At 76.4% G+C, this 21566-nt stretch carries 22 protein-coding genes; 6 read left to right on the forward strand and 16 right to left on the reverse strand.

The window, feature by feature from the left end; translation table 11 throughout:
- The first annotated feature begins 66 nt into the window (after window positions 1-66).
- Entirely contained in the window at window positions 67-432 is a 366-nt protein-coding gene (locus Srubr_RS01825; protein WP_229926585.1) for a DUF6479 family protein, read from the forward strand.
- Window positions 433-534: 102 nt separating this feature from the next.
- On the opposite strand, the gene Srubr_RS01830 is transcribed toward Srubr_RS01825, so the two are convergent.
- The 14 genes from Srubr_RS01830 to Srubr_RS01895 all read right to left on the reverse strand — a co-directional run bounded on the left by Srubr_RS01830 (window position 535) and on the right by Srubr_RS01895 (window position 15279).
- A complete protein-coding gene (locus Srubr_RS01830; RefSeq protein WP_189992967.1) occupies window positions 535-729 on the reverse strand; it encodes a hypothetical protein in 195 nt (64 codons plus the stop codon).
- Window positions 730-815: 86 nt separating this feature from the next.
- A complete protein-coding gene (locus Srubr_RS01835; RefSeq protein ID WP_189992969.1) occupies window positions 816-2066 on the reverse strand; it encodes an ANTAR domain-containing protein in 1251 nt (416 codons plus the stop codon).
- A gap of 326 nt (window positions 2067-2392) precedes the next feature.
- Entirely contained in the window at window positions 2393-3304 is a 912-nt protein-coding gene (locus Srubr_RS01840) for a glycosyltransferase family 2 protein (protein ID WP_189992971.1), read from the reverse strand.
- Window positions 3301-4242 carry a glycosyltransferase family 2 protein gene (locus Srubr_RS01845; protein WP_189992973.1) on the reverse strand — a complete coding sequence of 314 codons (942 nt, stop codon included), beginning with the start codon at window positions 4240-4242 and terminating at the stop codon, window positions 3301-3303. The genes Srubr_RS01840 and Srubr_RS01845 overlap by 4 nt, the downstream gene beginning before the upstream one ends.
- Window positions 4243-4496: 254 nt before the next feature.
- Window positions 4497-5486, reverse strand: a complete 990-nt coding sequence (locus Srubr_RS01850; protein ID WP_189992975.1) for a glycosyltransferase family 9 protein — start codon at window positions 5484-5486, stop codon at window positions 4497-4499.
- Between the two features lie 259 nt (window positions 5487-5745).
- Window positions 5746-7170: a PfkB family carbohydrate kinase gene (locus tag Srubr_RS01855; RefSeq protein ID WP_189992977.1), complete on the reverse strand. Its 1425-nt coding sequence runs from the start codon at window positions 7168-7170 to the stop codon at window positions 5746-5748.
- Window positions 7167-7877 (reverse strand): D-sedoheptulose-7-phosphate isomerase, encoded by a 711-nt coding sequence (locus tag Srubr_RS01860; protein WP_189992979.1) that lies wholly within the window; start codon window positions 7875-7877, stop codon window positions 7167-7169. The genes Srubr_RS01855 and Srubr_RS01860 overlap by 4 nt, the downstream gene beginning before the upstream one ends.
- Window positions 7874-9106 carry a glycosyltransferase gene (locus tag Srubr_RS01865; RefSeq protein WP_189992981.1) on the reverse strand — a complete coding sequence of 411 codons (1233 nt, stop codon included), beginning with the start codon at window positions 9104-9106 and terminating at the stop codon, window positions 7874-7876. Before Srubr_RS01865 ends, Srubr_RS01860 begins: the two co-directional genes overlap by 4 nt.
- Window positions 9103-10065: a glycosyltransferase gene (locus Srubr_RS01870; RefSeq protein WP_189992983.1), complete on the reverse strand. Its 963-nt coding sequence runs from the start codon at window positions 10063-10065 to the stop codon at window positions 9103-9105. The genes Srubr_RS01865 and Srubr_RS01870 overlap by 4 nt, the downstream gene beginning before the upstream one ends.
- Window positions 10062-11072 (reverse strand): glycosyltransferase family 9 protein, encoded by a 1011-nt coding sequence (locus tag Srubr_RS01875; protein ID WP_189992985.1) that lies wholly within the window; start codon window positions 11070-11072, stop codon window positions 10062-10064. The genes Srubr_RS01870 and Srubr_RS01875 overlap by 4 nt, the downstream gene beginning before the upstream one ends.
- The gene (locus Srubr_RS01880) at window positions 11069-11611 is read right to left on the reverse strand and encodes a D-glycero-alpha-D-manno-heptose-1,7-bisphosphate 7-phosphatase (protein ID WP_189992987.1); all 543 of its coding nucleotides are present in this window, start codon (window positions 11609-11611) and stop codon (window positions 11069-11071) included. The genes Srubr_RS01875 and Srubr_RS01880 overlap by 4 nt, the downstream gene beginning before the upstream one ends.
- Entirely contained in the window at window positions 11608-12606 is a 999-nt protein-coding gene (locus Srubr_RS01885; RefSeq protein WP_189992989.1) for a glycosyltransferase family 2 protein, read from the reverse strand. The genes Srubr_RS01880 and Srubr_RS01885 overlap by 4 nt, the downstream gene beginning before the upstream one ends.
- Window positions 12603-14237, reverse strand: a complete 1635-nt coding sequence (locus tag Srubr_RS01890) for a carbamoyltransferase family protein (RefSeq protein ID WP_189992991.1) — start codon at window positions 14235-14237, stop codon at window positions 12603-12605. The genes Srubr_RS01885 and Srubr_RS01890 overlap by 4 nt, the downstream gene beginning before the upstream one ends.
- Window positions 14238-14271: 34 nt before the next feature.
- Window positions 14272-15279 (reverse strand): NAD-dependent epimerase/dehydratase family protein, encoded by a 1008-nt coding sequence (locus Srubr_RS01895; protein ID WP_189992994.1) that lies wholly within the window; start codon window positions 15277-15279, stop codon window positions 14272-14274.
- A gap of 326 nt (window positions 15280-15605) precedes the next feature.
- Here Srubr_RS01895 and Srubr_RS01900 point away from each other — a divergent pair, with 326 nt between their 5' ends.
- Both Srubr_RS01900 and Srubr_RS01905 read left to right on the forward strand, forming a co-directional pair.
- The gene (locus Srubr_RS01900) at window positions 15606-16499 is read left to right on the forward strand and encodes a polysaccharide pyruvyl transferase family protein (protein WP_189992996.1); all 894 of its coding nucleotides are present in this window, start codon (window positions 15606-15608) and stop codon (window positions 16497-16499) included.
- A 104-nt stretch (window positions 16500-16603) separates the two neighbouring features.
- Window positions 16604-17167, forward strand: coding sequence for a hemerythrin domain-containing protein (locus Srubr_RS01905; protein ID WP_189992998.1), 564 nt, complete (start codon window positions 16604-16606; stop codon window positions 17165-17167).
- A gap of 81 nt (window positions 17168-17248) precedes the next feature.
- On the opposite strand, the gene Srubr_RS01910 is transcribed toward Srubr_RS01905, so the two are convergent.
- Window positions 17249-17593, reverse strand: a complete 345-nt coding sequence (locus Srubr_RS01910; protein WP_189993000.1) for a DUF3040 domain-containing protein — start codon at window positions 17591-17593, stop codon at window positions 17249-17251.
- A gap of 389 nt (window positions 17594-17982) precedes the next feature.
- On the opposite strand from Srubr_RS01910, the gene dhaK reads away from it, so the two are divergent.
- From dhaK to Srubr_RS01925, 3 genes are all read left to right on the forward strand, one after another.
- Window positions 17983-18975 (forward strand): dihydroxyacetone kinase subunit DhaK, encoded by a 993-nt coding sequence (gene dhaK / locus Srubr_RS01915; protein ID WP_189993002.1) that lies wholly within the window; start codon window positions 17983-17985, stop codon window positions 18973-18975.
- Window positions 18976-19042: 67 nt separating this feature from the next.
- Window positions 19043-19651, forward strand: a complete 609-nt coding sequence (gene dhaL, locus Srubr_RS01920) for a dihydroxyacetone kinase subunit DhaL (protein ID WP_189993004.1) — start codon at window positions 19043-19045, stop codon at window positions 19649-19651.
- A complete protein-coding gene (locus Srubr_RS01925; protein WP_189993006.1) occupies window positions 19644-20054 on the forward strand; it encodes a PTS-dependent dihydroxyacetone kinase phosphotransferase subunit DhaM in 411 nt (136 codons plus the stop codon). Before dhaL ends, Srubr_RS01925 begins: the two co-directional genes overlap by 8 nt.
- Window positions 20055-20512: 458 nt before the next feature.
- Here Srubr_RS01925 and Srubr_RS01930 read toward each other — a convergent pair whose 3' ends face one another.
- Entirely contained in the window at window positions 20513-21382 is an 870-nt protein-coding gene (locus Srubr_RS01930; RefSeq protein WP_189993008.1) for a glycoside hydrolase family 75 protein, read from the reverse strand.
- Between the last annotated feature and the right edge of the window lie 184 nt (window positions 21383-21566).

The following is a 21566-nucleotide window of genomic DNA, read 5'->3' on the forward strand; positions in this document are numbered from 1 at the left end:
CTCATCCCCCATCACTGACCCGCATTGTCCTGATTTGCACCCTTATGGAATGGGTATTCCTGTTCTATGAACATCGCATCGATGCAGCTGGCCGCTCCGAGCGGCCTGATGAGCCTCGTACTGTTCGTCGTGGCCGTGGGCGTGCTCGCGCTGCTCGGCGGCGGCTTCTGGATGACCTCCCGCGTCCGGTACCGCGAATCCGCGCGTCCGCGCCCCGAGGAACAGCCCAAGATGCCTCCGGGCGGACCGGTGCGCGAGGTCCGGCAGAACAGGGAGTCCGCGGAGATACCCCGGATCTCCAAGGGCGAGCGCCCGCTCACCCCGTACGACCTGACCAACATGGACAGCCGGCCGAGCGCGTCGAAGGACCGCCCGCGCTGGAGCAAGGGCTCCAGCGGCTCGTTCGGCGGGGGCGGGCTGGGGGCCCACTGAGCCGCGGGGCAGCCGGACGCCCCTGGGAGGCGGAAGCGTCCCAGGGGCGTCCGGCTGTCCGACGCGGGGCACGGCGTGTGCGGCCCGCGCGGAGGCGTGCGATCAGGGGTGATCCGGCTGCTGGGCCGGAGGCACTCCGCCGCCCTCTCCCCCGCCCTTGCCGCCCTTGTCCGAGCCGTGCGGGCGGGCGCCCGAGGCGCGCTCGGCCTGCTGGCGGGCCTTCAGCTCGCCGCTGTCCTGCGGGGTGGCGCCTCCCTTGTCGCTGCGCCGCTGTTCGGGCTGCTGCGGATTGGACATGCGCCGGTCTCCCTCCGGTGGTACGGGTACGTGCCCGGTCCGGGTTCCCAGGCCCGGGCCGGTGACGCACACCGGGGCGGGCCGGGTCAGCGCGCGGTGCCCGTCAGGGCCCGGTGGAGGTGTTCCAGGGCGTCCAGGAGCACCGAGCGGTGGTACCAGCTCAGCCAGGCCGAGGTGTCCGCGGCCAGCAGGGCGAGCGCCTCGGTGTGCGCGGCGGTGGGCCGGTGGCCGGCGTCGGTCCAGTGCAGACTGATCACGCCGGTGCACGAGCCGGCCGAGGAGAGCACCGGAACGCTGTGCAGGGCGCGGGCGCCGCCGGCCAGCAGGGCGCGCCGGCAGTCGTCGGCGAGCAGCGGGTCCGTGGCAACGTCGGGGACGCACACCTGGCGGCCCCGGGTGCGGGCCGCCGCGTCGGCGGTGCCGTCGCCCCGGCCGCGCACCAGGTGGTCGAGGACGGGCTCCGCGCAGCCGTGGTGGGTCTCCAGCGTCAGGGCGTTCACCGCCGGGTCCACGAACTGCACGTGTCCGGCGGGTGCCCGGCCGATGGCCAGCGCCTCGTGCAGGACGGCGTCGATCATCTGCCGGCGGTAGCGGGGGTCCCGGCCGCCGCGGGCCAGAATCCGCAGGTGCGGCACGGGCAGGGGGCGGCGGCCGGGGAACCACACCTCGCCGGCCGGGGCGCGGGCCACCACCACGGCCGACACCAGGACGCGCAGCGGCACGTTGAACCGCTGGGAGGTCTCGCGCAGCGCCCGGAAGGCGGCGCCGGAGTCGGGCAGGCCGTAGCGGACCATGAGCACGCCCTGCGCCATGCCGATCACCGGGGCGGTGCGCACCCGGGCGCGCAGCGCGCGGACCTCCTTGTGCAGATCCTCGTACGAGGGCCGGACCGGGTCGGCGATCTGGGACCGCCACGCGGGCGGCTCCTCCACCCGGGAGGCGGCGCGGGCCAGCTCGCGCAGGGCCTCGTCCAGGGTGGAGTAGAGCCGTACCCCGGTCAGGCGGGCCAGGTGCACCGCCTCGCGCACCCCGGGGCGGGCGCGAACGATGATCAGATCCGGGCGCCCGGCGCGGGTCCGGGTCGTCTCGCTGAGGGTGCGCAGTACGGCGGCGCCGCCGAGCTGGACGTGGGCCATGTCGAGTACGGGGCGCAGTCCGGCGCGGTCGGCCTGTTCCAGTTGGCCGCGCAGTTCCCGCGACCAGAGCTCGGCGCCGTGCGCGTCCAGGCTGCCGGACATGCGCAGCAGCAGGGCTCCCTCGGCGGGCAGCCCCTCGATCACGGAGGACTCGATGACGAGGCGAGAGGGTGCGGCCGGCCGGCCGGAGGAAGGTTTCATCGCATCACCCAGACAGGACGTCACAGAGGTCTCGCCCGGCCTCTTCCCGGCCCCGGCTCACCTCGCACGGTAGGCCCAGGCGGCCGGGCGCGCCATCCACCGCGCCGGGCGGGGAACGGCGGCCGGCGGGCACCGGCCGGCCGCCGGGGAGCCCCGTCCCGGGTCCCGTGTGGGGCGGTCCGCCGGGCTCCGGGGCGCGCAGCGCGGTGGCCGGGGTGGCGTAGGTGCGGATGCTCGGCGGACCGCTGCTCGGCCGGGGGTTCACCGTGCCCGCGTCCCGGTGCCGGGGGCGACGGCGGCCCCGGGTGTGCCGGGGCGCCGGCCGGTCAGCCGACGTACCGCCGCGCGGGTGAGTCGCGGCGGGCGCGTTCCAGCGTGGCGATCCGGCGTTCCAGGTCCGGCGGTACGGGGTCGCGCTGGCGCAGCACCCACGGCAGACCGGCGGTGGCGTGGGCGAAGGCGCGGGCGGAGGCGGCGTCCCGGGGCACGGTCCGGATCAGGTGCCCGGTGCGGCGCAGCGCCGGCAGCAGGGGGCGGCGCAGCCAGGTGAACCACAGGGTGTTGCGCAGGCCGAGGACGCGGCGGGCGGTGCTGTCGCGCAGCCGGGAGGCGTGGTGGTGGACGGTGAGTTCCCCGGCGTAGGCGAGCCACCAGCCCTGGCGCTGGAGGTCGCAGGCGAGCAGTTCCTCCTCGCCGCCGAGCCACAGGCCGGGGTGGAAGCCGCCGGCGGCCCGGAAGGCCTCGGTGCGCAGCACGGTGGCGGCGGCCAGGAAGGAGCCGAGCGCGGGTCCGGGCAGCCAGTCGGGGCCGGTCAGCGGGGAGTCGCGCAGCTCGGGCACGACCGGGTCCTCGGTGCCGCCCGGTTCGACCAGGATCCGGGCGGTGACGGCGGCCAGCCGGGGCCGGGGGTCCAGCAGGTCGGCGGCGCGGCGCAGGCTGCCCGGCGCCCACCAGGTGTCGTCGTCGCAGAAGGCGACGTAGGGCGTGCGCACCCGCTGGACGGCCAGGTTGCGGCCGATGGCGCCGAGGTTGCGGCCGGGGCGCAGCAGGGTCATCTCGGGGAAGTCCCGGGCGACCGCTTCGGCGGTGCCGTCGGTGGAGGCGTTGTCGGTGACGATCACGGGCGGCCGCTCGGGGAGCCGGCGCAGCAGGCCGAGGGTGCGCAGCAGTTCCTCGCGGCGGTTGTGGGTGATCACGACGACGGTCGTACGGTCGTCGGGGCCGGTCGGGGCGGTCATGGTGTGGTGCCTTCCCTGGGGTGTCCGGTCGCCTCCCGGTCGAGCAGGCGGGCGGCGCGCTCGACGTGCGGGGGCAGGGGCCGGCGGCGGGCGAGCGCGGCCGGGAGCCGGACGACGGCCTCCTTCAGGGCGCGGGGGGCGCCGGGCCGGCCGGTCGCGGCGGCCAGGGCCAGGCCGGTGCCGGCGCGCAGCGCGACCGGCCAGGGGCGGCGCAGGCAGGTGGTGAGGACGTGGTTGCGCCGGACGAGGGCGGAGCGGCCGGCGCGGGTGTGGTCCCCGGGGTGGTGGCGGGCGCACAGGGTGGGTTCGTAGGCCACGCCCCAGCCTGCGGCGGCCAGGTCGTAGGCGAGCAGGGTCTCCTCGCCGCCGAAGAAGAGCAGGGGGTGGTAGCCGCCGACGCCGAGGAAGGCCTCCTTGCGGACCACGCAGGCACAGCCGAGGAAACCGAGCACCGGGCGGCCGGGCAGGTCCGGCTCGGGCGGCAGCGGGGAGGCGGCGAGTACGGCGTTGAGCGGGTCCTCGGCGGCCTCGTCGCCGACCAGGGTGCGGGCGGCGAGCAGGCCGAGCCGCGGGTGCCGGTCGAGGAGGTCGGCGGCGCGGGCCAGGCTGCCGGGCTCCCACCAGGAGTCGTCGTCGCTGAAGGCGACGTAGGGGGTGCGGGCGTGGCGGGTGGCCAGGTTGCGGCCGAGGGCGCCGGTGTTGCCGGCCGGGCGCAGCAGGCGGGTGATCGCGGGGTGGCCGGTGACGGCCCGGCGCGTGGTGTCGTCGCGGGAGTTGTCGACGACCACGACGGGCGGCCGTTCCGGCAGCGCGGCCAGGGCGTCCAGGGTGCGCAGCAGGCTGGCGGCACGGTCGCGGGTGATGACGGCGACGGTGATCCGCGGGTCGCCGGGGGCGGTTGAGTGGCGGGTACGGGCGGGGGCGTGCTCAGTGGACATGCGCCACCTCCGGGCCGACGGGCCGGAAGGCGCGAGCGGGGGTGTGCTCAGCGGATATACCCGGCAGGCCGGCGGGCCGATGGATGCGAGCCGGCATGTGCTCAGCGAATACACCTGGCAGGCCGACAGGCCGACGGACGCGAGCCGACATGTGCTCAGCGGACATGTGCTGCCCCCGGGCCGACGGGGTGGCGCACATGTACCACCTGCTGTCCGGCAGGCCCGTAGGCCGACTCTCCCGGCCCGGGATGTGCTCAGCGGACATGTGCCACCTCCGGGCCGGTGGGCCGGTGCCGGGCGTGGGTGTCCCGTAGGAGGGTCAGGCAGGCCGCGGCGACCTCGCCGGTGCCGATGCGCAGCAGGCGGGCGTCGGGGGCATCGCCGTGCGGGTCGCCGGGCGGGCCGGGTTTCCACAGGGCGAGGTGGTCCGGGCCGGGGGGCGGCCCCCACAGACGGGGGGAGACGGGACCGAACAGGGTGACGGAGCGGGTGCCGTGGGCCACCGCGAGGTGGGCGAGGCCGGTGTCGCCGCTGAGCAGCAGGGAGGCGTCGGCGACGAGGGCGGACAGCCGGGCGAGCGACAGGCCACCGGTGAGCACGTCGGTGCCGGGCCGGCCGCTGCGTTCGGCGACCTCGCGGACCAGGGTGTCCTCACCGGGGCCGCCGGTGAGGACCACGCGGTGGCCGGCGGCGCGCAGGCAGCGTACGACGGCGGCGAACCGCTCCGGCGGCCAGCGGCGGGAGCCGGAGGCGGCGCCGGGGTGCACGACGACCGCGCCGGGGGCCGGGGACGGTGTGGTCGGCCGGGGCAACCGCAGGTCGCGGGGGTCGGCGGGGATGCCGTAGCCGCGCAGGAAGGCGCACCAGCGGTCGCGCTCGTTGACGTGGGCCGGCCAGGGCGGGCCGTCCGGGCAGGCGTGGGCGAGCAGCCGGCGCGGGCGCAGGGCGGCCAGCGCGTCGCGGCTCTCGGGTCCGTTGCCGTGCAGGTCCACGGCCACCTCGGGGGGCGGTCCCGGCCAGTGGCGGAGGTCGGGCACCGCGCGGCCCGGTGCCTCGGCCGGGAACACGGTGTCGACCGCCCCGGTGGCCAGGGCGAGTTCGGTCAGGCCCGGTGGCTGGGCGAGGACGACCTGGTGTCCGGGAAAGGCCCGGCGGATCCCGCGCAGCGCGGGCACACCGGCCAGCAGGTCACCCAGGCCCAGCGCACGCAGGACCAGGACACGCGGGGTCTGCTCAGTGGTCACCGGGTGGGTCCTTGGGAGTGGAGACGGAAGGGTGGTGGCGCGGGAGCGGTGCGGCCCGCGGTGGGCGGAGGGCGGGTGCCGGTCATCGGGCGGTCTCTCGGGACGGGGGCGGGAACGCGGGCTGGGCGGCGGGCGCGCCGGGACGGTGGGGCGGCACGGGCCGGGCGGACCCGCGCTGCCGGACGGCCCGGCGGGAGCCGGCGCGCCGGGAGTGCCGGGGGCCGGCCGGCAGATGAGACGCGCGTGGCGGGTGCGGGGGTCACCGGTGGTCTCCCGGTGCGGGGGTCAGGGCGGCCCGGCGGGCGAGGCCGGTGGTGGAGCGGCCGTCGAGGTAGGGCAGCAGCAGGACCTGGCCGCCCCAGCTCTCCACCAGGGGCTGTTCGGGCAGCCGGGTCCGCGCGTAGTCGCCGCCCTTGGCCCAGATGTGCGGGCGGAGTTCGCCGAGGACGCGTTCGGGGGTGTCCTCGTCGAAGACGGCGACGGCGTCCACACACTCCAGGGCGCGCAGCACCCGTACCCGGTCGGCGGCCGGCACAAGGGGCCGGCCGTCGCCCTTGCGGCGGCGGACGGAGTCGTCGGAGTTGAGGCAGACGATCAGGCAGTCGCCGGCCCGGCGAGCGGCCTGGAGCAGGGCGACGTGCCCGGCGTGCAGCAGGTCGAAGCAGCCGCCCGCGGCGACGACGGTGCCGCCCGCTGCCCGGACCCGGCCGGCGGTGCGCACGGCGTCGGCGGTGGTGTCGCCGTCGGCCGGGGACTCGGCGGGCGGCTCCGGCTGGTCCGAGGTGGCGACGGCGCGGGCGCCGCCCTCGGCGACGTAGCGGGTGGCGGCGTGCACGGCGCCCTGGACGGCGGCCTCGGTGAGGGTGCCGTCGGCGAGCAGTCCGGCCGCGGCGGCGGCGAACCGGTCGCCGGCGCCGCACGGGTCGCCGGTGGCGGCGCCCGGGGTCGGCACCAGCAGCGGGGTCTCGCCGTGCGAGAGCAGGGCGCCGCGGTCGCCGAGGGTGACCGCGACGGCCTGGGCCCGCCAGGCACGGACCAGGGCGCGGGCGTCCCGGGCGGCGGTGCGCAGCCCGGCCGTGTCGCCGGCCGTCTCCTCGTCGTCCCCGGCCAGGCGCCGGGCGAAGGCGCGGGCCTCCTGGGCGGAGGGGGTGACGAGGCGGACGCCCGGCACGGGGGGCCGGCCGCGCACATGGGGGTCCCAGACGACGGGGGCCGCCGTGTGGGTCAGCGCGTCCCGCAGGACGTCGGCGGTGCCCCGGCCGTAGTCGGCGACGAGGACTCCCCCGGCCTGGGCGACCGCCGCCACCGCCTGACCGGTGGCCTCGCGGGCGCGGCCCTCGCCGTCGTCCAGGCGCAGCAGCGGCCGGTCCCCGGCCAGGACGCGGGTCTTGCTGCTCAGGGCGCCCTCCAGGGGGATCTCGACCAGCCGGACCCGGCCCGCCAGCAGGTCGCGCAGGGTGTCGCTGGCGGGGTCGGAGCCGAGGGCGGTGACCAGGGTGACGGGGCGTCCGTCGGCCGCCGCGAGGCAGGCGGCGAGGGCCGCGCCGCCGGGGCGGGAGCTGCGCCGGGTGCCGTGCACGACGGGCACCGGCGCGTCCGGGGCGAGCCGTTCGGCCCGGCCGCACAGGTCGTGGTCGAGCAGGGCGTCGCCGACGACGACCAGGGGCGTTGGCGTGTCGGTCATGCCTGTCCCTTCCGCGGGGCGACGGGTCCGCCGGGCGTGGTGCGGCCGACGGTGCGGGCCCGGCCGACGAGCCGCCCGACCACCCCCGGTTTGCCGTCGGCGCCCGGTGTGCCGTCGGCGGCCACGCGCCCGGTCCCGCCGTTCTCCACCGCCCGGTCGAAGGTCTCGCAGAGCATGTGGACCGCGACCAGGTGGAGTTCCTGGACGGTGGCGGCCAGGGGGGCGTCGACGCACAGGGCGTCGTCCGCGCCGAGTTGCAGCGGGTTGGGGGACCGCCCGGTCAGCGCCCAGACGGTCATGCCGAGCCGGCGGGCGTGCTCGGCGGCGGTCAGCAGGTTGGCGCTGGCGCCGCTGGTGGACAGCAGCAGGAGCACGTCTCCGGGGCGGCCGTGGGCGGCGGTCTGGCGGGCGAACACCTCCTGGACGCCGTAGTCGTTGGCGATCGCGGTGGTGGAGGAGGTGTCGGCGTGCAGGGCGAGCGCGGAGAACGGCGGGCGGTCCTCGCGGTAGCGGCCGACGAGTTCGGCGGTGAGGTGCTGGGCCTGGGCGGCGCTGCCACCGTTGCCGGCGACGAGCAGCCGGGCTCCCGAGCCGAGCCGCCGGGCGAGTTCGGTGCCCCAGCGCTCGATGAGGGGGGCGTGGTCGCGGAACGCCTCCAGGGCCTTGGCGAGGTCGTCGCAGTGCGTGGTGTCGGTGGCGGTGTTCATCGGACGACTCCCGAGAGCGAGCGGATCGGGGACACGGCGCCGTACACCCCGGCCACGCCGTCGGCGACCCGGTCCCAGGTGTAGTGGGCGAGGACCCGGGCGCGGCCGGCGGCTCCGTAGCGGGCGAGCCGGCCGGGGTCGGCGAGCAGGACGCGCAGGTCCGCGGCGAGGTCGTGGTCCTCGTCGGCCGGGACGAGCAGGCCGGTGGTGCCGTCCACGACCGTGTCGAGCTGGCCGCCGACGGCGGTGGCGACGACGGGTGTGGCGCAGGCCATGGCCTCCAGCGGGACGATGCCGAAGGGCTCGTAGCGGGGCAGGGACAGCACCAGGTCGGCGCTGGACATCAACCGGGGCATGCGGGCCCGGCCGACCCCGCCGAGCAGGGTGACCCGGTCCAGGACGCCGTACTCGCGGGCGATGCCGTACAGGCGGGCGGCCTCGGGGTCGGTGCGCAGCAGGTCGGCCTCGGGGCCGCCGGCGATGAGGAGTTCGGCGTCGGGGACGCCGGCCAGGGCGCGGATGGCGCGGTCGAAGCCCTTGCGGGGCACCAGCCGGCCGACGGCCAGCAGGCGCTTGCGGGCGCCAGGCGGGCGGGTGTGGGCGACCGGGGTGAACTGTTCGGGGTCGACGCCGCAGGGCACGACGCCGATCCGGTCCTCGGGCAGGCCCATGGCCTTCAGTTCGGCCACCTCGTCGCTGCACGTGGCGATGATCCGGGCGCACTCGTGCCCGATGGCCTCCTCGACGGCGAGGCGCTGCGGGGGGCTGGTGTCGGCGGCGCCCTGGTAGCGCTTCTTGACGGTGCCCAGCGCGTGGTAGGTCTGCACGACGGGGATGTTCAGGTCGCGGGCGCCGGCCAGGGCGGCCAGTCCGGACATCCAGAAGTGGGCGTGCACCACGTGGGGCGGCCGCTCGGCCCACTGCCGGGCCAGGAACTCCCCGAACTCGTGCATGTGGGGCAGGAGTTCGTCCTTGGGGACGGGTGCGGGCGGCCCGGCGGGTACGTGCACCACCTGGACGCCGTCGATGAGCGTCACCCGGTCCGGCAGGCCCACCGAGTCCCGCCGGGTGTACACGGTGACCCGGTATCCCTTTCTGGCGAGTTGCCGGGCGACCTGTGCCACGTACACGTTCTGGCCGCCCGCGTCCGGTCCGCCGAGCGCGGCCAGGGGGCTGGCGTGCTCGGAGACCATGGCGACGCGCCCGGCCGAGTGCGGAATGCGGCTCATCGGGTGACCTCCTTGATCAGGCGCTCCCAGTCGTCCAGGAAGCGCCGCTCTCCGTAGCGGGCGCGGGCGGCGGCCCGGGCCTCCGCGCCGGTGGCGCGGGCGTGCCCGGGGTCGGCGAGGAAGGTCCGCACGGCGTCCTCCAGTACGTCGAGTCGGTTCGAGACCACTCCGGCGCCCTCGGGGACGGCCTCGCGGACCTCGGTGGTGTCGAGGGCGACCACGGGCATGCCCAGGAACATGGCCTCCAGCAGGGACAGGCCGAGCGAGGTCCAGCGCACGGGGTGCAGGTACAGGCGGCACCGGGCCATCTCCCGGTGCAGCTCGTGCTGGGGCAGGTCCCGGGTGCGGCAGCGTTCGGGCGGCAGGCCGAGGTGGTCGGCGAGGCCCTCGGTGCGCATGCCGAAGACGTCCAGGGGGGCGCTGCGGGCGAACCGGGGCAGCAGGTCGGTGCCGGTGGTACGGCCCCTGCGCACGGGTTCGTTGACGACGACGGCGGCGCGCCGCTCGGTGCCGGTCCACAGCGGGCCGGGGTCGATGATGCCGTGCTCGACGACCTCGGTGGGGGCCCGGCCGTTGTCCCACATCAGCCGGTTGAAGTGGGTGACGTGCACGACGGGGACGGCCGACTGCCCGGCCAGCGGGTGGCGTTGGCGTTCGGGTGCGGCGTCGGGGCTGTTGTGCTCGACGTAGACGGCGGGGACGTCCAGGCCGGGCCGGCGGCCGGTCCAGCGCTGGGCCAGGTCGAGCTCGTGCGGGCGCTGAAGGACCATCAGGTCGATGTCGGCGCGCCGGAGTTCGGCGGGGGCGAGTTCCCGGACGGACCCGGGCCAGTCCCAGGTCTTCGCGCGGCCCAGGCCGTCGGGTCCGCGGTCCTCGGTGACCGGGACGAGGTAGGTGTGCGGGCCCTGTACGAAGGCGGTGAGCCAGGATCCGTGCACGTGCCAGACGAGGATGTTCATGAGGGCCGCTCCTGGATGAGCTTGTGGACCGCGCGCACCACGTCCTGGCCGGTGACCTCGTCCAGGCAGGGGTGGCCGGGCACCGGGCAGGTCAGGGCCCGGGTGTCCGCGCAGGGCGCCGACTGGTCGCCGAGCAGGATGACGGGGACGCCGTGGGGCGCCCAGCGTTCGGCGGGTACGACCGGCGCGAACAGGGAGACGACCGGGGTGCCGACGGCGGCGGCGAGGTGGGCGGGGCCGGTGTTGGCGCTGATCACGACGTCGGCCAGGCGGAGCACCCCGGCGAGGGTGCGCGGGGAGGTGCGGCCGCCGAGGTCCACGGCCACGTCGCCGCTGACCCGCCGGGTGAGGTCCGTCTCGTGGGGGCCGCCGGTGACGACGACGCGATGGCCGGCGTCGGCGAGCAGGGTGACCGCCTCGGCGCAGCGGTGCGGGCTCCAGGCGCGGGCGGGGGCGCTGGCGCCGGGGTGCAGGACGACGTAGGGGCCGTAGCCGGTCAGGCCGCCGGTGTCCGGGGGCGGCAGGACGCGCAGCCGTCCGTCGTCGTTCGGGGGCGGGGTGAAGCCCATGGCGGCGGCGGTGTCCAGGGCGGCCTCGGCCTCGTGCCGGCCGGGCCGCCGCCGGTGGCGGACGTCGAGGAGCCGGCCGGGGTGGTCGGTGCTGTCGGCGCCGATCCGGCCGACGCCGGCGAGGCGGAGCAGCAGGGCGGTGGGCAGCGGGCTCTGGTGGAAGGAGGTGAGGACGAGGGCGCTGTCGTAGGCGCCGGCGCGCAGCCGCCCGAGGAGGGCGTCGATGTCGGCGGGGTCCACCGGGGGCGGGTCGAAGCCCTCCCAGGGCGCCTCCCACACCAGGACCTCGTCCACGCCGGGCAGCAGCCGGGCGGCGTCCGCGCCGCGCGGGCCGCACAGCAGGGTGACATGGGTGCTGTGGGCGGCGACGGCGCGGACGGCGGGCCCGGCGAGGAGCACGTCGCCGAAGCTGTCGAGGCGGACGACGAGGGATTTCATGACGGTGCCCTCCCCGCGGCGGCGCCGAGGGCGCCCTGGACGGCGGTGAGCACGTCGGGGGCGCTGTGGCCGGCGAACCGCCGGGTCTCCTCGGGGGCGGTGGCCGCGTTGGGCACGAGCACGCCCCGGGCGCCGGCGGCGCGGGCGGCCAGCACGTCGGCGGCGATGTCGCCGACGACCAGGCAGGCGGCGGGCGGGACGCCCAGCCGGACGGCGGCGGCGCGGACCAGGCCGGGGCGGGGCTTGCGGCAGGGGCAGCCGTCCTCGGGGGTGTGCGGGCAGAACAGCCAGAGGTCCAGCCCGCCCAGCAGCGCGTCGGCGCGCTCGTTGACCCGCCGGACCTGCTCGGTGGTGAGCAGTCCGCGGCCGATGCCGGACTGGTTGCTGACCACGCCGGTGGCCAGGCCGTGGGAGCGGGCCAGCGCGACGGCTGCCCGGGCGCCGGGCAGCGGCCGGACCCGTTCCGGGTCGCCGTTGTAGGGCACGTCCGCGACGAGGGTGCCGTCGCGGTCGAACAGGATCGCGGACACGGTGGTCATCCGGCACCCCCCAGCGGCCGGGCGTTGCGGTGCCGGACGGTGCCGCGCAGCCAGTGCCGCACGGCGAGCGGCGGTATGAGCACGCTGGTGCCGAGCATCCCGGCGATCTCCCGGGCGGTGCGCGGGCCGGGAAGAATCCGGGCGAGGGCGAACTCGGCCGTGCCGAGGGTCCACAGGGCCGCGCAGGCGGTGGCGGTGCGGCGCCGCCCGGCCAGCGCGCAGGCGGTGGCGGCGAGGGCCGCGCCGGTGACCACCAGGTGGCGGGGCAGCCGGCCGCGGGGCGCCTGGGCGCGGGCCCACCAGTCCCGGCCGTGCAGCCGGTTCATCAGGGCGTCGTCGGCGTTGCCGCGCTGGGCGGGCAGCGAGGCCCACCAGTGGGCGGGGCGGACCGGGTGCCGGGTGATCCGGGTGCCCCGGGTCAGGTTCCAGCCGGCCCGCCGGACGCGCAGGGCGAGGTCGGCGTCCTCGCGGAAGGCGCGCGGGAAGCGTTCGTCGAAGCCGCCGGTCCGCTTGAGGGCCTCGGTGCGGTAGGCCATGTCGGCGGTGGCCCAGGCGGCGTTCTCCAGGCCCTTGGTGGTGCGTTCCCAGTCGGTGGGCCGGCGGTCCGCGGGCAGCGGGACGCGCAGCCGCCCCTGGACGCCGCCGGTGTCGGGGCCGGCCGCGCGCAGGTCGTCGGCGAGCCGCCGGGACCAGTCCGGCAGCACCTGTACGTCGTCGTCCAGGAAGACCGTCCAGGGGGTGCGGACGGTGCGCCAGCCGGCGTTGCGGGCGGCGGCCGGGCCCTTGCCGCCGGTGCGCAGGGTGCGTACCCGGTCCAGGAGCTGTCCGGCGGTCTCCAGCGGCAGGCCGCCCTCGGGCGCCGGCCGGTCGTCCACCACGACCACCTCGTGCGGGGGGTGCTCGGTGGTGCCCTCGGCGAGCGCGCGCAGGCACTCGGCGAGGCAGGGCCGGCCGATGGTGGGGACGACGACGGTGTAGGCGGGCGCGTCGGTCATGCGAACGCCTTTCCCCGGCGGATCGCGAACGGGCCGAGGACCAGCAGGTCGACGGGGGCCGAGCCGAAGCACTCCAGGGCGTCCCGGGGGTCGTCGACCATGGGCCGTCCGGCGGTGTTGAGGCTGGTGTTGACCACGACCGGCAGTCCGGTGCGGCGTTCGAAGCCGTCGATCATCCGGGCCACCAGGGGTTCTCGTGCGCGGTCGACGGTCTGGATGCGGGCGGTGCCGTCGACGTGCACCACGGCCGGGATGCGGGCCTTCCAGTCGGCGGCCACGTCGTGCACGAACAGCATGTGCGGGCTGGGCAGCGGCCCGTCGAAGATCTCGGCGGCGCGTTCGGCGAGGACCATGGGGGCGACGGGCCGGAACTCCTCGCGGCCCTTGACCGCGTTGAGCCGCTCCAGGTTGTCGGCCTTGCCGGGGTGGGCGAGCAGCGAGCGGTGTCCGAGCGCGCGCGGCCCGTACTCGCTGCGGCCCTGGAACCAGGCCACGATTCCGTCGGCGGCCAGTGTCCCGGCGGCCGTCTCGGCGATGTCGGCGGGTTCTTCGTAGGGTACGGCGGCCCGCTCCAGCCAGGCCCGCAGTTCGGCGTCGCTCCAGCCGCGGCCGAGGGCGGCCGTCTCCATCGGCTCCAGGGTGTCCTTCTGCCCGGCGATGTGCGCGGCGGCGCCGAGCGCGGTGCCGGCGTCGCCCGCGGCGGGCTGCACCCAGATGCGGGTGAAGCCGCTCTCGCGCCACAGCCGGGTGTTGGCGACGCAGTTCAGCGCGACCCCGCCGGCCAGGGTGAGGGCGTCCTCGCCGGTTGTTTCGCGCAGGTGGCGGGCGAGCGCCAGCATGGCTTCCTCCAGGCAGAGCTGGGCGCTGGCGGCGAGGTCGGCGTGGTCCTGGTGCCAGGCGCCGCCGGCCGGGCGGGGCGGGACGAGTTCGGCCCAGGGCACCGGGCGGGCGCGGAAGCCGCCGTGGTCGTCGGCGTGGACGTACTCGCGCAGCCGGGCGGCGAAGCGCGGGGTGCCGTAGGAGGCGAGCGCCATGACCTTGAACTCGTCGCTGCTGCGCAGGAATCCGAGGTGCTGGGTGAGGTCCTCGTAGAACAGGCCGAGGGAGTCGGGCAGTTGCTGGGTGGCGAGGACGGTCAGCTCCCGGTTGGTGTAGCGGCCGGCCAGGTGGGAGCCGCACTCGCCGCGGCCGTCCAGGACGAGCACGGCGCAGTCGGGGTAGGGGGAGACGGCCCCGGCGGACGCGGCGTGCGCCACGTGGTGCGGGACGAACCGCACCTTGGCCGGGTCGAGGCCGGGCAGCGCCTCGGCGAGGAAGTCCGGGGCCTGCCGGGCGTACTCCTGGCGCAGGTGGTCCCAGGGGTCGTGCAGGCCCATCTGCTCGGCGGGGCGGGCGAGGACGGGGTCGTAGGAGTAGGCGACGGCGTCCAGGTCGGACGGGGTGAGGCCGGCCTGCTCCAGGCACCAGCGGGCCGACTGCTCGGGCAGCTCCCAGGCGGAGAAGGGTACGGGCCGCTTGCCGTGCTTGCGGCGGGAGAACCGCTCCTCCTCCGCCGCCGCCACGACTTGGCCGTCGGTGATCAGGGCGGCGGCGGGGTCGTGGAAGAGTGCGTTGATTCCGAGGACGTGCATGCGCTGTCTCCAGGGCCGGGGAGGGGCGGGGGGGTCAGGGCTGCGGGGCCGGGTCCCGCGCGGGCGTCACCGGCTGCGGGGGCAGGGCGGTGAAGTAGGCGATGGTCTGCTTCAGCCCCTCCTCCCAGGGGACCTGCGGCGACCAGCCGAGCAGCTCGCGCGCGAGGGTGGTGTCGGGGCGGCGCCGGCCGGGGTCGTCCACGGGCCGGTCGATGAAGGCGATCGGGGAGCGGGAGCCGGTGAGGGCGACCACCCGGCGGGCCAGGTCGGCGACGGTGATCTCGTCGCTGCCGCCGATGTTCACCGGCCGTACGGACCTGCTGGCGGCGACCCGCAGGATGCCGTCCACGGTGTCGTCGACGTAGCACAGGGAGCGGGTCTGGCTGCCGTCGCCTGTCACGGTGAGCGGTTCGCCGGCCAGGGCCTGGCAGATGAAGGTGGGCACGGCGCGGCCGTCGTGGGCGCGCATCCGCGGCCCGTAGGTGTTGAACAGCCGCACGATGCCGGCGTTCGTGCCCCGGGTGCCGGTGTGCGCGGTGACCAGGGCCTCGGCGAACCGTTTGGACTCGTCGTACACGCTGCGCGGCCCGACGGGGTTGACGTTGCCCCAGTAGCCCTCGTGCTGCGGGTGGACCTGGGGGTCGCCGTACACCTCGGAGGTGGAGGCGAGCAGGAAACGGGCGCCGTCGCGTTCGGCGACGGCCAGCGCGTTGCGGGTGCCGGAGCTGCCGGCCTCCAGGGTCTCCAGGGGCAGGCGGAGGTAGTCGGCGGGCGAGGCGGGGCAGGCGAAGTGCAGGACCAGGTCGTACGGGCCCGGGAGGCGTTCGGCGCAGTCGGCCGCGCTGACGTCGCAGTGCACGTACCGGAAGCCGGGCCGCGCCTCCAGGTGCGCGATGTTCTCGCGCCGCCCGCAGACCAGGTTGTCGGCGCAGTCGACTTCGACGCCCGAATCCAGCAGCCGCTCGCACAGGTGGGAGCCGAGGAAGCCGGCGCCGCCGGTCACGAGGGCGCGCCGCCAGGAGAACGGTGTGGCACCAGTCATGGGGGCTTCTCCTTCGTCGTCCTTCGTCCACGTGGTCCGCGCCCGCGAGCGCGCTGTGGAAGGCGCCGTACCGTCTACGGCCGGGTTGGGTACGGGTGTTCGGCGCGTGCCGCGTCGCGGGGCCCGCGTCACCGGCCCGTCGGGGAGGAAGAGGACAGGGCCCGGGCCCCGGAGACGTCCGGGGCCGCCTTGCTGGGCCGCCGCTGGCTGGACGGCACTGGCAGCTGAGTTCCCCTGCCAGTTGGATTCACACGTTAAATCCTTATTCTCCGGAATCAGGGGTACTCGCGCGACTCAGGCGCCTCGTTACCACGGTGGAGACCTCCATGCACGACGACGTCCCCGCAGCCGTGCTGCGCACCCTCGGCAGGCCCGGCCGGCCTCCGGGAAAACTGCTGCTCACCGGCTGGTTCAGCTTCCGGGACGGGGAGGCGACGGCCGGGGACGTGCTCGCCCAGCGGCACATGTCGGCGGCGCTGACCGGAGCCGGCATCCCCCACGACACGGCGTGGAGCCCCGGTTTCCGGCCCGGGGCGCTGTCCTTGGAGACGGCCGACCCGGGCGCCTACGGCACTCTGCTGTTCGTGTGCGGCCCGGTGCACGGCCCGCAAGTCGCCGCCCTGCATGCACGGTTCAGGTCCTGCACACGACTGGCGGCCGGGGTCTCGGTGGTCGACCCGGCCGATCCGGCGGCCACCGGGTTCCATACGATCGTCGCCCGGGACGGCACCGCGGCCCCGGCCCGCCGGGACCTCGCGGCGGGCGCCCCGGTGGGCCCGCTGCCGCCGGTGGCCGCGGTGGTGCTGTCCTCGGGCCAGGGCGAGTACGGCGCGCGCCGGCGGCACGCGGAGGTCAACGACACGCTCACCGGCTGGCTGGCCGGCAAGGACTGCACGCGGGTGCCGGCCGAGACCCGGCTGGCCGTGGACGACTGGCGGCTGTGCGCCACCGCCGAGCAGTTCCTCTCCCTCGTCGCCCGCTGCGACGTGGTGGTCACCACCCGGCTGCACGGTCTGGTGCTGGCGCTGCGCACCGGCACCCCGGTGATCGCCGTCGACCCGGTGGCGGGCGGGGCCAAGGTCACGGCGCAGGCCCGTGCCGTGGGCTGGCCGGCGCTGGTGGCGGCGGACGCGCTGTCGCCCTCGGTGCTGGACCACTGGTGGGCGTGGGCGCTGTCCGGGGCGGGCCGGACGGCCGCCGACCGGCACTCGGCGCGCTGACCGAACGTGGCGGTCCGTGTAACGCGCGGTGCCCGGGGCACTCGGCGCGGCGACGGCAACGGCCCCTCCCCGGGCCACCGCGTCTCACGCAGGAGGTAACGACCATGGGTCACGGCGGAAACGTCATCCAGGAGCTGACCACCGACCACCGTGAGGTGGAGGAGATCTTCGGCCGTTTCGAGGCGCTGCCGCCCGGCTCGCCGGAACGCAAGAACCTCTGCGACCAGGCCACGATCGAACTGGTCCGGCACTCGGTCGCCGAGGAGGCCTACCTCTACCCGGCGGTCCGCGAGCACGTGGCGGGCGGTGACGCGCTGGCGGACAAGGAGATCGAGGACCACGCCGAGGCCGAGCGGCTCATGAAGGACCTGGAGGGCTGCCAGGCGGACGACCCTCGGTTCGACACCCTGATGACGCGGTTGATGAGCGAGATCCGGTCCCATGTGACCGACGAGGAACAGAACCTGTTCCCGCGGCTGGAGGCGGCCTGTCCCGCGGACGCGCTGATGAAGCTGGGCGACAAGGTCCGCCAGGCCAAGCGGATGGCGCCGACCCGCCCGCACCCCTCGGCCCCGGACACTCCCCCGGCCGACAAGCTGCTGGCGCCGGGAGCGGGCCTGGTGGACCGGCTGCGGGACGCGCTGTCGGGGCGGGGCAAGGAGAGCTGACGACGGCCCTGACGCGCCGCCCGGGCTCGTGGTCCGGGCGGCGCGTGTACAGGGGGTTACGGGGGGATGGGCGGCGTGCGTTCAGACCCACGGCGTGGGCCGGGGGCGGCGGTGGGGCCGCCGGGGGCGGGGGCGGGTGGCCCGGCACAGCAGCCGGAACGCCTGGATGAGGGTGACCGGCCACAACAGCGCGAAGCACCACAGCAACGCGGGGTCCGAGGTGCGGATGCCCATGACGGCGACGAACGCCGACGCGACCGCCAGCAGCAGCACCGCCACCGGCAGCCAGACGCCGTACCGCACGTCGCCCATGCGGCGCGCGAACCGCCGGTCCTGCCTGAGGCCCGCCTCGATCCGCGCCAGCGCCAGCCGCTCGCGCGCGGACAGTCTCACCCCGTCGTGCTCCCACATCTTCCACTCGTCCACGGCGACGGCACCTCCTCGGTCGGCGGCCTGCGGGCTCCGTGCCACCGGGTTCCCCGGACGCGGCGGCCGATGCGGTACCGCACGGCCGGGAGAACCGTACGGCCGCCGACGATCTCCTCGCCACCCCTCCCCTACGGCCAACGGGCGCGACCCGGCGGGGCAGTTGGTGCCGGAGCGGGACCCGCGCGGTCCGGGTGTCCGGGTAGAGTGCTGTTCCCCTTGGTCGACAGTCCGCTACGGACCGTAAAGCCGGGCGCTCGCACGTGACCTCGGCTGCCGCAGGGCAGATACTGCCCATAGGCGGGACGAACGGCTGTCTCCACCGGGTGACCGTCGGCACCTGACGCCCCGTCACGGCAGTCGAGGGCCAGGTTCGCGAGGAGACACCTATGAGGATGCTGATCAACGTACCGGAGACGGTCGTGGCGGACGCGTTGCGCGGTCTGGCGGCCGCGCATCCCGAACTGACCGTGGACGTGGAGCAGCGGGTGATCGTCCGCCGGGACGCCCCCGTGCCCGGGCAGGTCGCGCTCGTGTCGGGCGGCGGCTCCGGGCACGAGCCGCTGCACGGTGGTTTCGTCGGCCCGGGCATGCTCTCCGCCGCGTGCCCCGGCGAGATCTTCACGTCGCCGGTGCCGGACCAGATGGCGCGCGCCGCGGCGGCCGTGGACAGCGGCGCGGGCGTCCTGTTCATCGTGAAGAACTACACCGGTGACGTGCTGAACTTCGACATGGCGGCCGAGCTGGCCGAGGACGAGGGCATCCAGGTCGCCAAGGTGCTCGTCAACGACGACGTCGCGGTCACCGACAGCCTCTACACGGCCGGCCGGCGGGGTACGGGCGCGACGCTGTTCGTGGAGAAGATCGCGGGTGCCGCCGCGGCCGAGGGGCAGCCGCTGGAGCGCGTGGAGGCCGTCGGCCGCCGGGTCAACGACAACTCCCGCAGTTTCGGTGTGGCCCTCAGCGCCTGTACGACCCCGGCGAAGGGCAGCCCCACGTTCGATCTGCCGGACGGCGAGCTGGAGTTGGGCATCGGCATCCACGGCGAGCCGGGCCGGGAGCGGCGGCCGATGATGACCTCGGGGGAGATCGCCGACTTCGCGGTCGACGTCATCCTGGAGGACCTGCCGCCGCGCGCTCCCGTCCTGGTACTGGTCAACGGCATGGGCGCGACCCCGCTGCTGGAGCTGTACGGCTTCAACGCCGAGGTGCAGCGGGTGTTGCGCGAGCGCGGTGTCGCCGTGGCCCGCACCCTCGTCGGCAACTACGTCACCTCCCTGGACATGGCGGGCGCCTCGGTGACGCTGTGCCAGGTGGACGAGGAGCTGCTGCGGCTGTGGGACGCACCGGTGAAGACCCCGGCCCTGCGCTGGGGCATGTGAGCGAGCGATGTGCCCGCACCACCACCCCGGCCGCATGGTCGACGACCCCGTCACGCAAGGAGATCCAGTGCTCGACGCCGATTTCTTCCGCCGTTGGATGAGGACGGCGGCCGCGTCCGTCGACCGGGAGGCCGAGCGGCTCACCGCCCTCGACTCGGCCATCGGGGACGCCGACCACGGCAGCAATCTGCGGCGCGGGTTCACGGCCGTGGCGACGGCCCTGGAGAAGGAGGCACCGGACACCCCGGGCGGTGTCCTGATACTCGCCGGACGGCAGCTGATCTCGACGGTCGGGGGTGCGTCCGGGCCGTTGTACGGCACCCTGCTGCGCCGGGCGGGCAAGGCGCTCGGTGATGCCGCCGAGGTGGACGAGGAGGAGCTGGCGGCGGCGCTGCGCGCGGGCGTGGAAGGGGTGATGGCGCTGGGCGGGGCGGCACCCGGCGACAAGACCATGATCGACGCCCTGATGCCGGCCGTGGACGCGCTCGGCACGGGCTTCGGCGCCGCGCGGGCCGCCGCGGAGGAGGGCGCGGCGGCCACCGTACCGTTGCGGGCCCGCAAGGGCCGGGCGAGTTATCTGGGCGAGCGCAGCGTCGGCCACCAGGACCCGGGGGCGACCTCGTCGGCGCTGCTGATCGCCGCGCTGGCCGAGACGGCGGAGGCGGACGGTGAGTGAGGACAGGCCGGTCGGGATCGTGCTGGTGTCGCACAGCGCCCAGGTGGCCGCGTCCGTCGCCGAACTGGCGAAGGGCCTGGCGGGCGGGGCGTCCGCGGTGCCGGTGGCCCCGGCGGGCGGCACCGAGGGCGGTGGGCTCGGCACCAGCGCCGAGCTGATCTCCGCGGCGGCGGCCTCGGTGGACCGGGGGGCCGGCGTGGCGGTGCTCACCGACCTGGGCAGCGCGGTACTGACGGTGAAGGCGCTGCTCGCCGAGGGTGACGAACTCCCGGAGGGCACCCGCCTGGTGGACGCGCCGTTCGTCGAGGGCGCGGTGGCCGCGGTGGTCACCGCCGCCGCGGGCGCCGACCTGGACGCGGTGGAGGCCGCGGCGGCGGAGGCGTACGGCTACCGGAAGGTATGAGAGCGACCGGCAGGGACGTCGGCCCGGAAGGCCCGCCGGGCCCGGCGAGAGCGACCGGGCCCGGCAAGACCGAGGACCATCGGAAGGCGGCCCTGGCGGAAGCGACGGCCGCCGGAAGGCGGGACCCGCGCAACTGACGGGCCCCGACACCGGTCACGGTCGCCAGAAGACGCGGGCCGGCCCGGATGACGACCGCCGGAAGACCGGCCCGGCGGGAACGACGGTCACCAGAGGCGGGCACCGGCAACCTTGCCGGCACTCGGCGATACGGGGGCACCGGAGGCGGGAGCCGGTCCGAGCGACGGCCGCCGCAAGGCGGAGACCCGCGCAACTGACGGGCCCCGGCACCGGTCACGGTCACCAGAAGACGCGGGCCGGCCCCCGAGTGACAGCCACCGGAAGGCGGGGGCCGGCCCCGAGTGACGGCCGTCGCAAGCGGGCGCTTGTGTGCGGGGCGGTCAGTGCCGGGCCAGGAAGCGCCGGGCCAGTCGCTCCCCCTCGGCCACCGCCGCCGCGCGGTTCTCCACGGCGGTGATCCGGGAGTCGCGGAAGACGATGTAGGTGACGCCGGAGGACACCCCGCCGGAGCGCGGGTCGGGCCGGATGCCGAGGGCGCGCGCGGTGGCGTAGGAGGCCTCGCCGATGAGGTCGCGCGGGCCGGTGTCGCCGACGACGGCGTACCGCACCCGGTCCCCGTAGACGACGGCGGCGACCGAGCCCCCGCGCACCCCGGAGGCCCGGTGGTCCCAGCGGCGGCTGGGCGCCGGGACGACGATGTAGGGCAGGGTCTCGGCGTTCAGCCGGCGGCCGTCGGACCCCAGGACCGCGGTGGCGGGGGCGAACACCGGGTCGGTACGGCGGTTGCAGCGGGCGGTGGGGCGGCCGTCGCAGTCGATGTCCAGGTCGGCCTTCCAGAAGACGGCGTCCCGGGTGCCGCAGACGGGAACGGTCGCGGGGCGGCCCGCGTCGGTGCGGTACCGGCCCCGGGAGATCCTGGCGCACCGGCCGGCCCGGGCGAGGAGACGGGCGGCGGTGACCGCGTCCTCGGCACCGCGCGTGCGCTCGCCGCGAGCCGCCCGTTCGGCACGGCCCGGACCCCCGGCGCGGTCCGCTCCCCGGCCGGCAGCCGCGGCCCCGCCGCGGGCCGCGCCCTCGCCGTGGGCGACACCGGCCGCGCCGCCGCCGTGGGTCGCGTCCCCGTCACGGACCGCGCTCCCCTCACGGGCGGCGACCCGTTCGGCGGGTGGGACCGCGGTGGCCGGTGCGGGCAGTGCCGGGGCGATCAGGGCGGCGCCGGCCGCCGCCAGCGTCAGGGACGGGACACGCACGATGGGGGACCCTCTCGTCGGGGACAAAGGCGGACGTCCGGCCCGTGGTGCCACGGTCCCGGACGCCGACCCCACTGTGCTGTGACCTCGGGTCCACGGCCACGGGGTGCGCCGCGAAGGGGCCGGATGGAGGACGTCGCTGACACTCTGTCAGGCGATGGTCCGGCTAAGCCGGCCGGGGGGG

The sequence above is a fragment of the Streptomyces rubradiris genome (assembly GCF_016860525.1).
Lineage (GTDB): Bacteria > Actinomycetota > Actinomycetes > Streptomycetales > Streptomycetaceae > Streptomyces > Streptomyces rubradiris.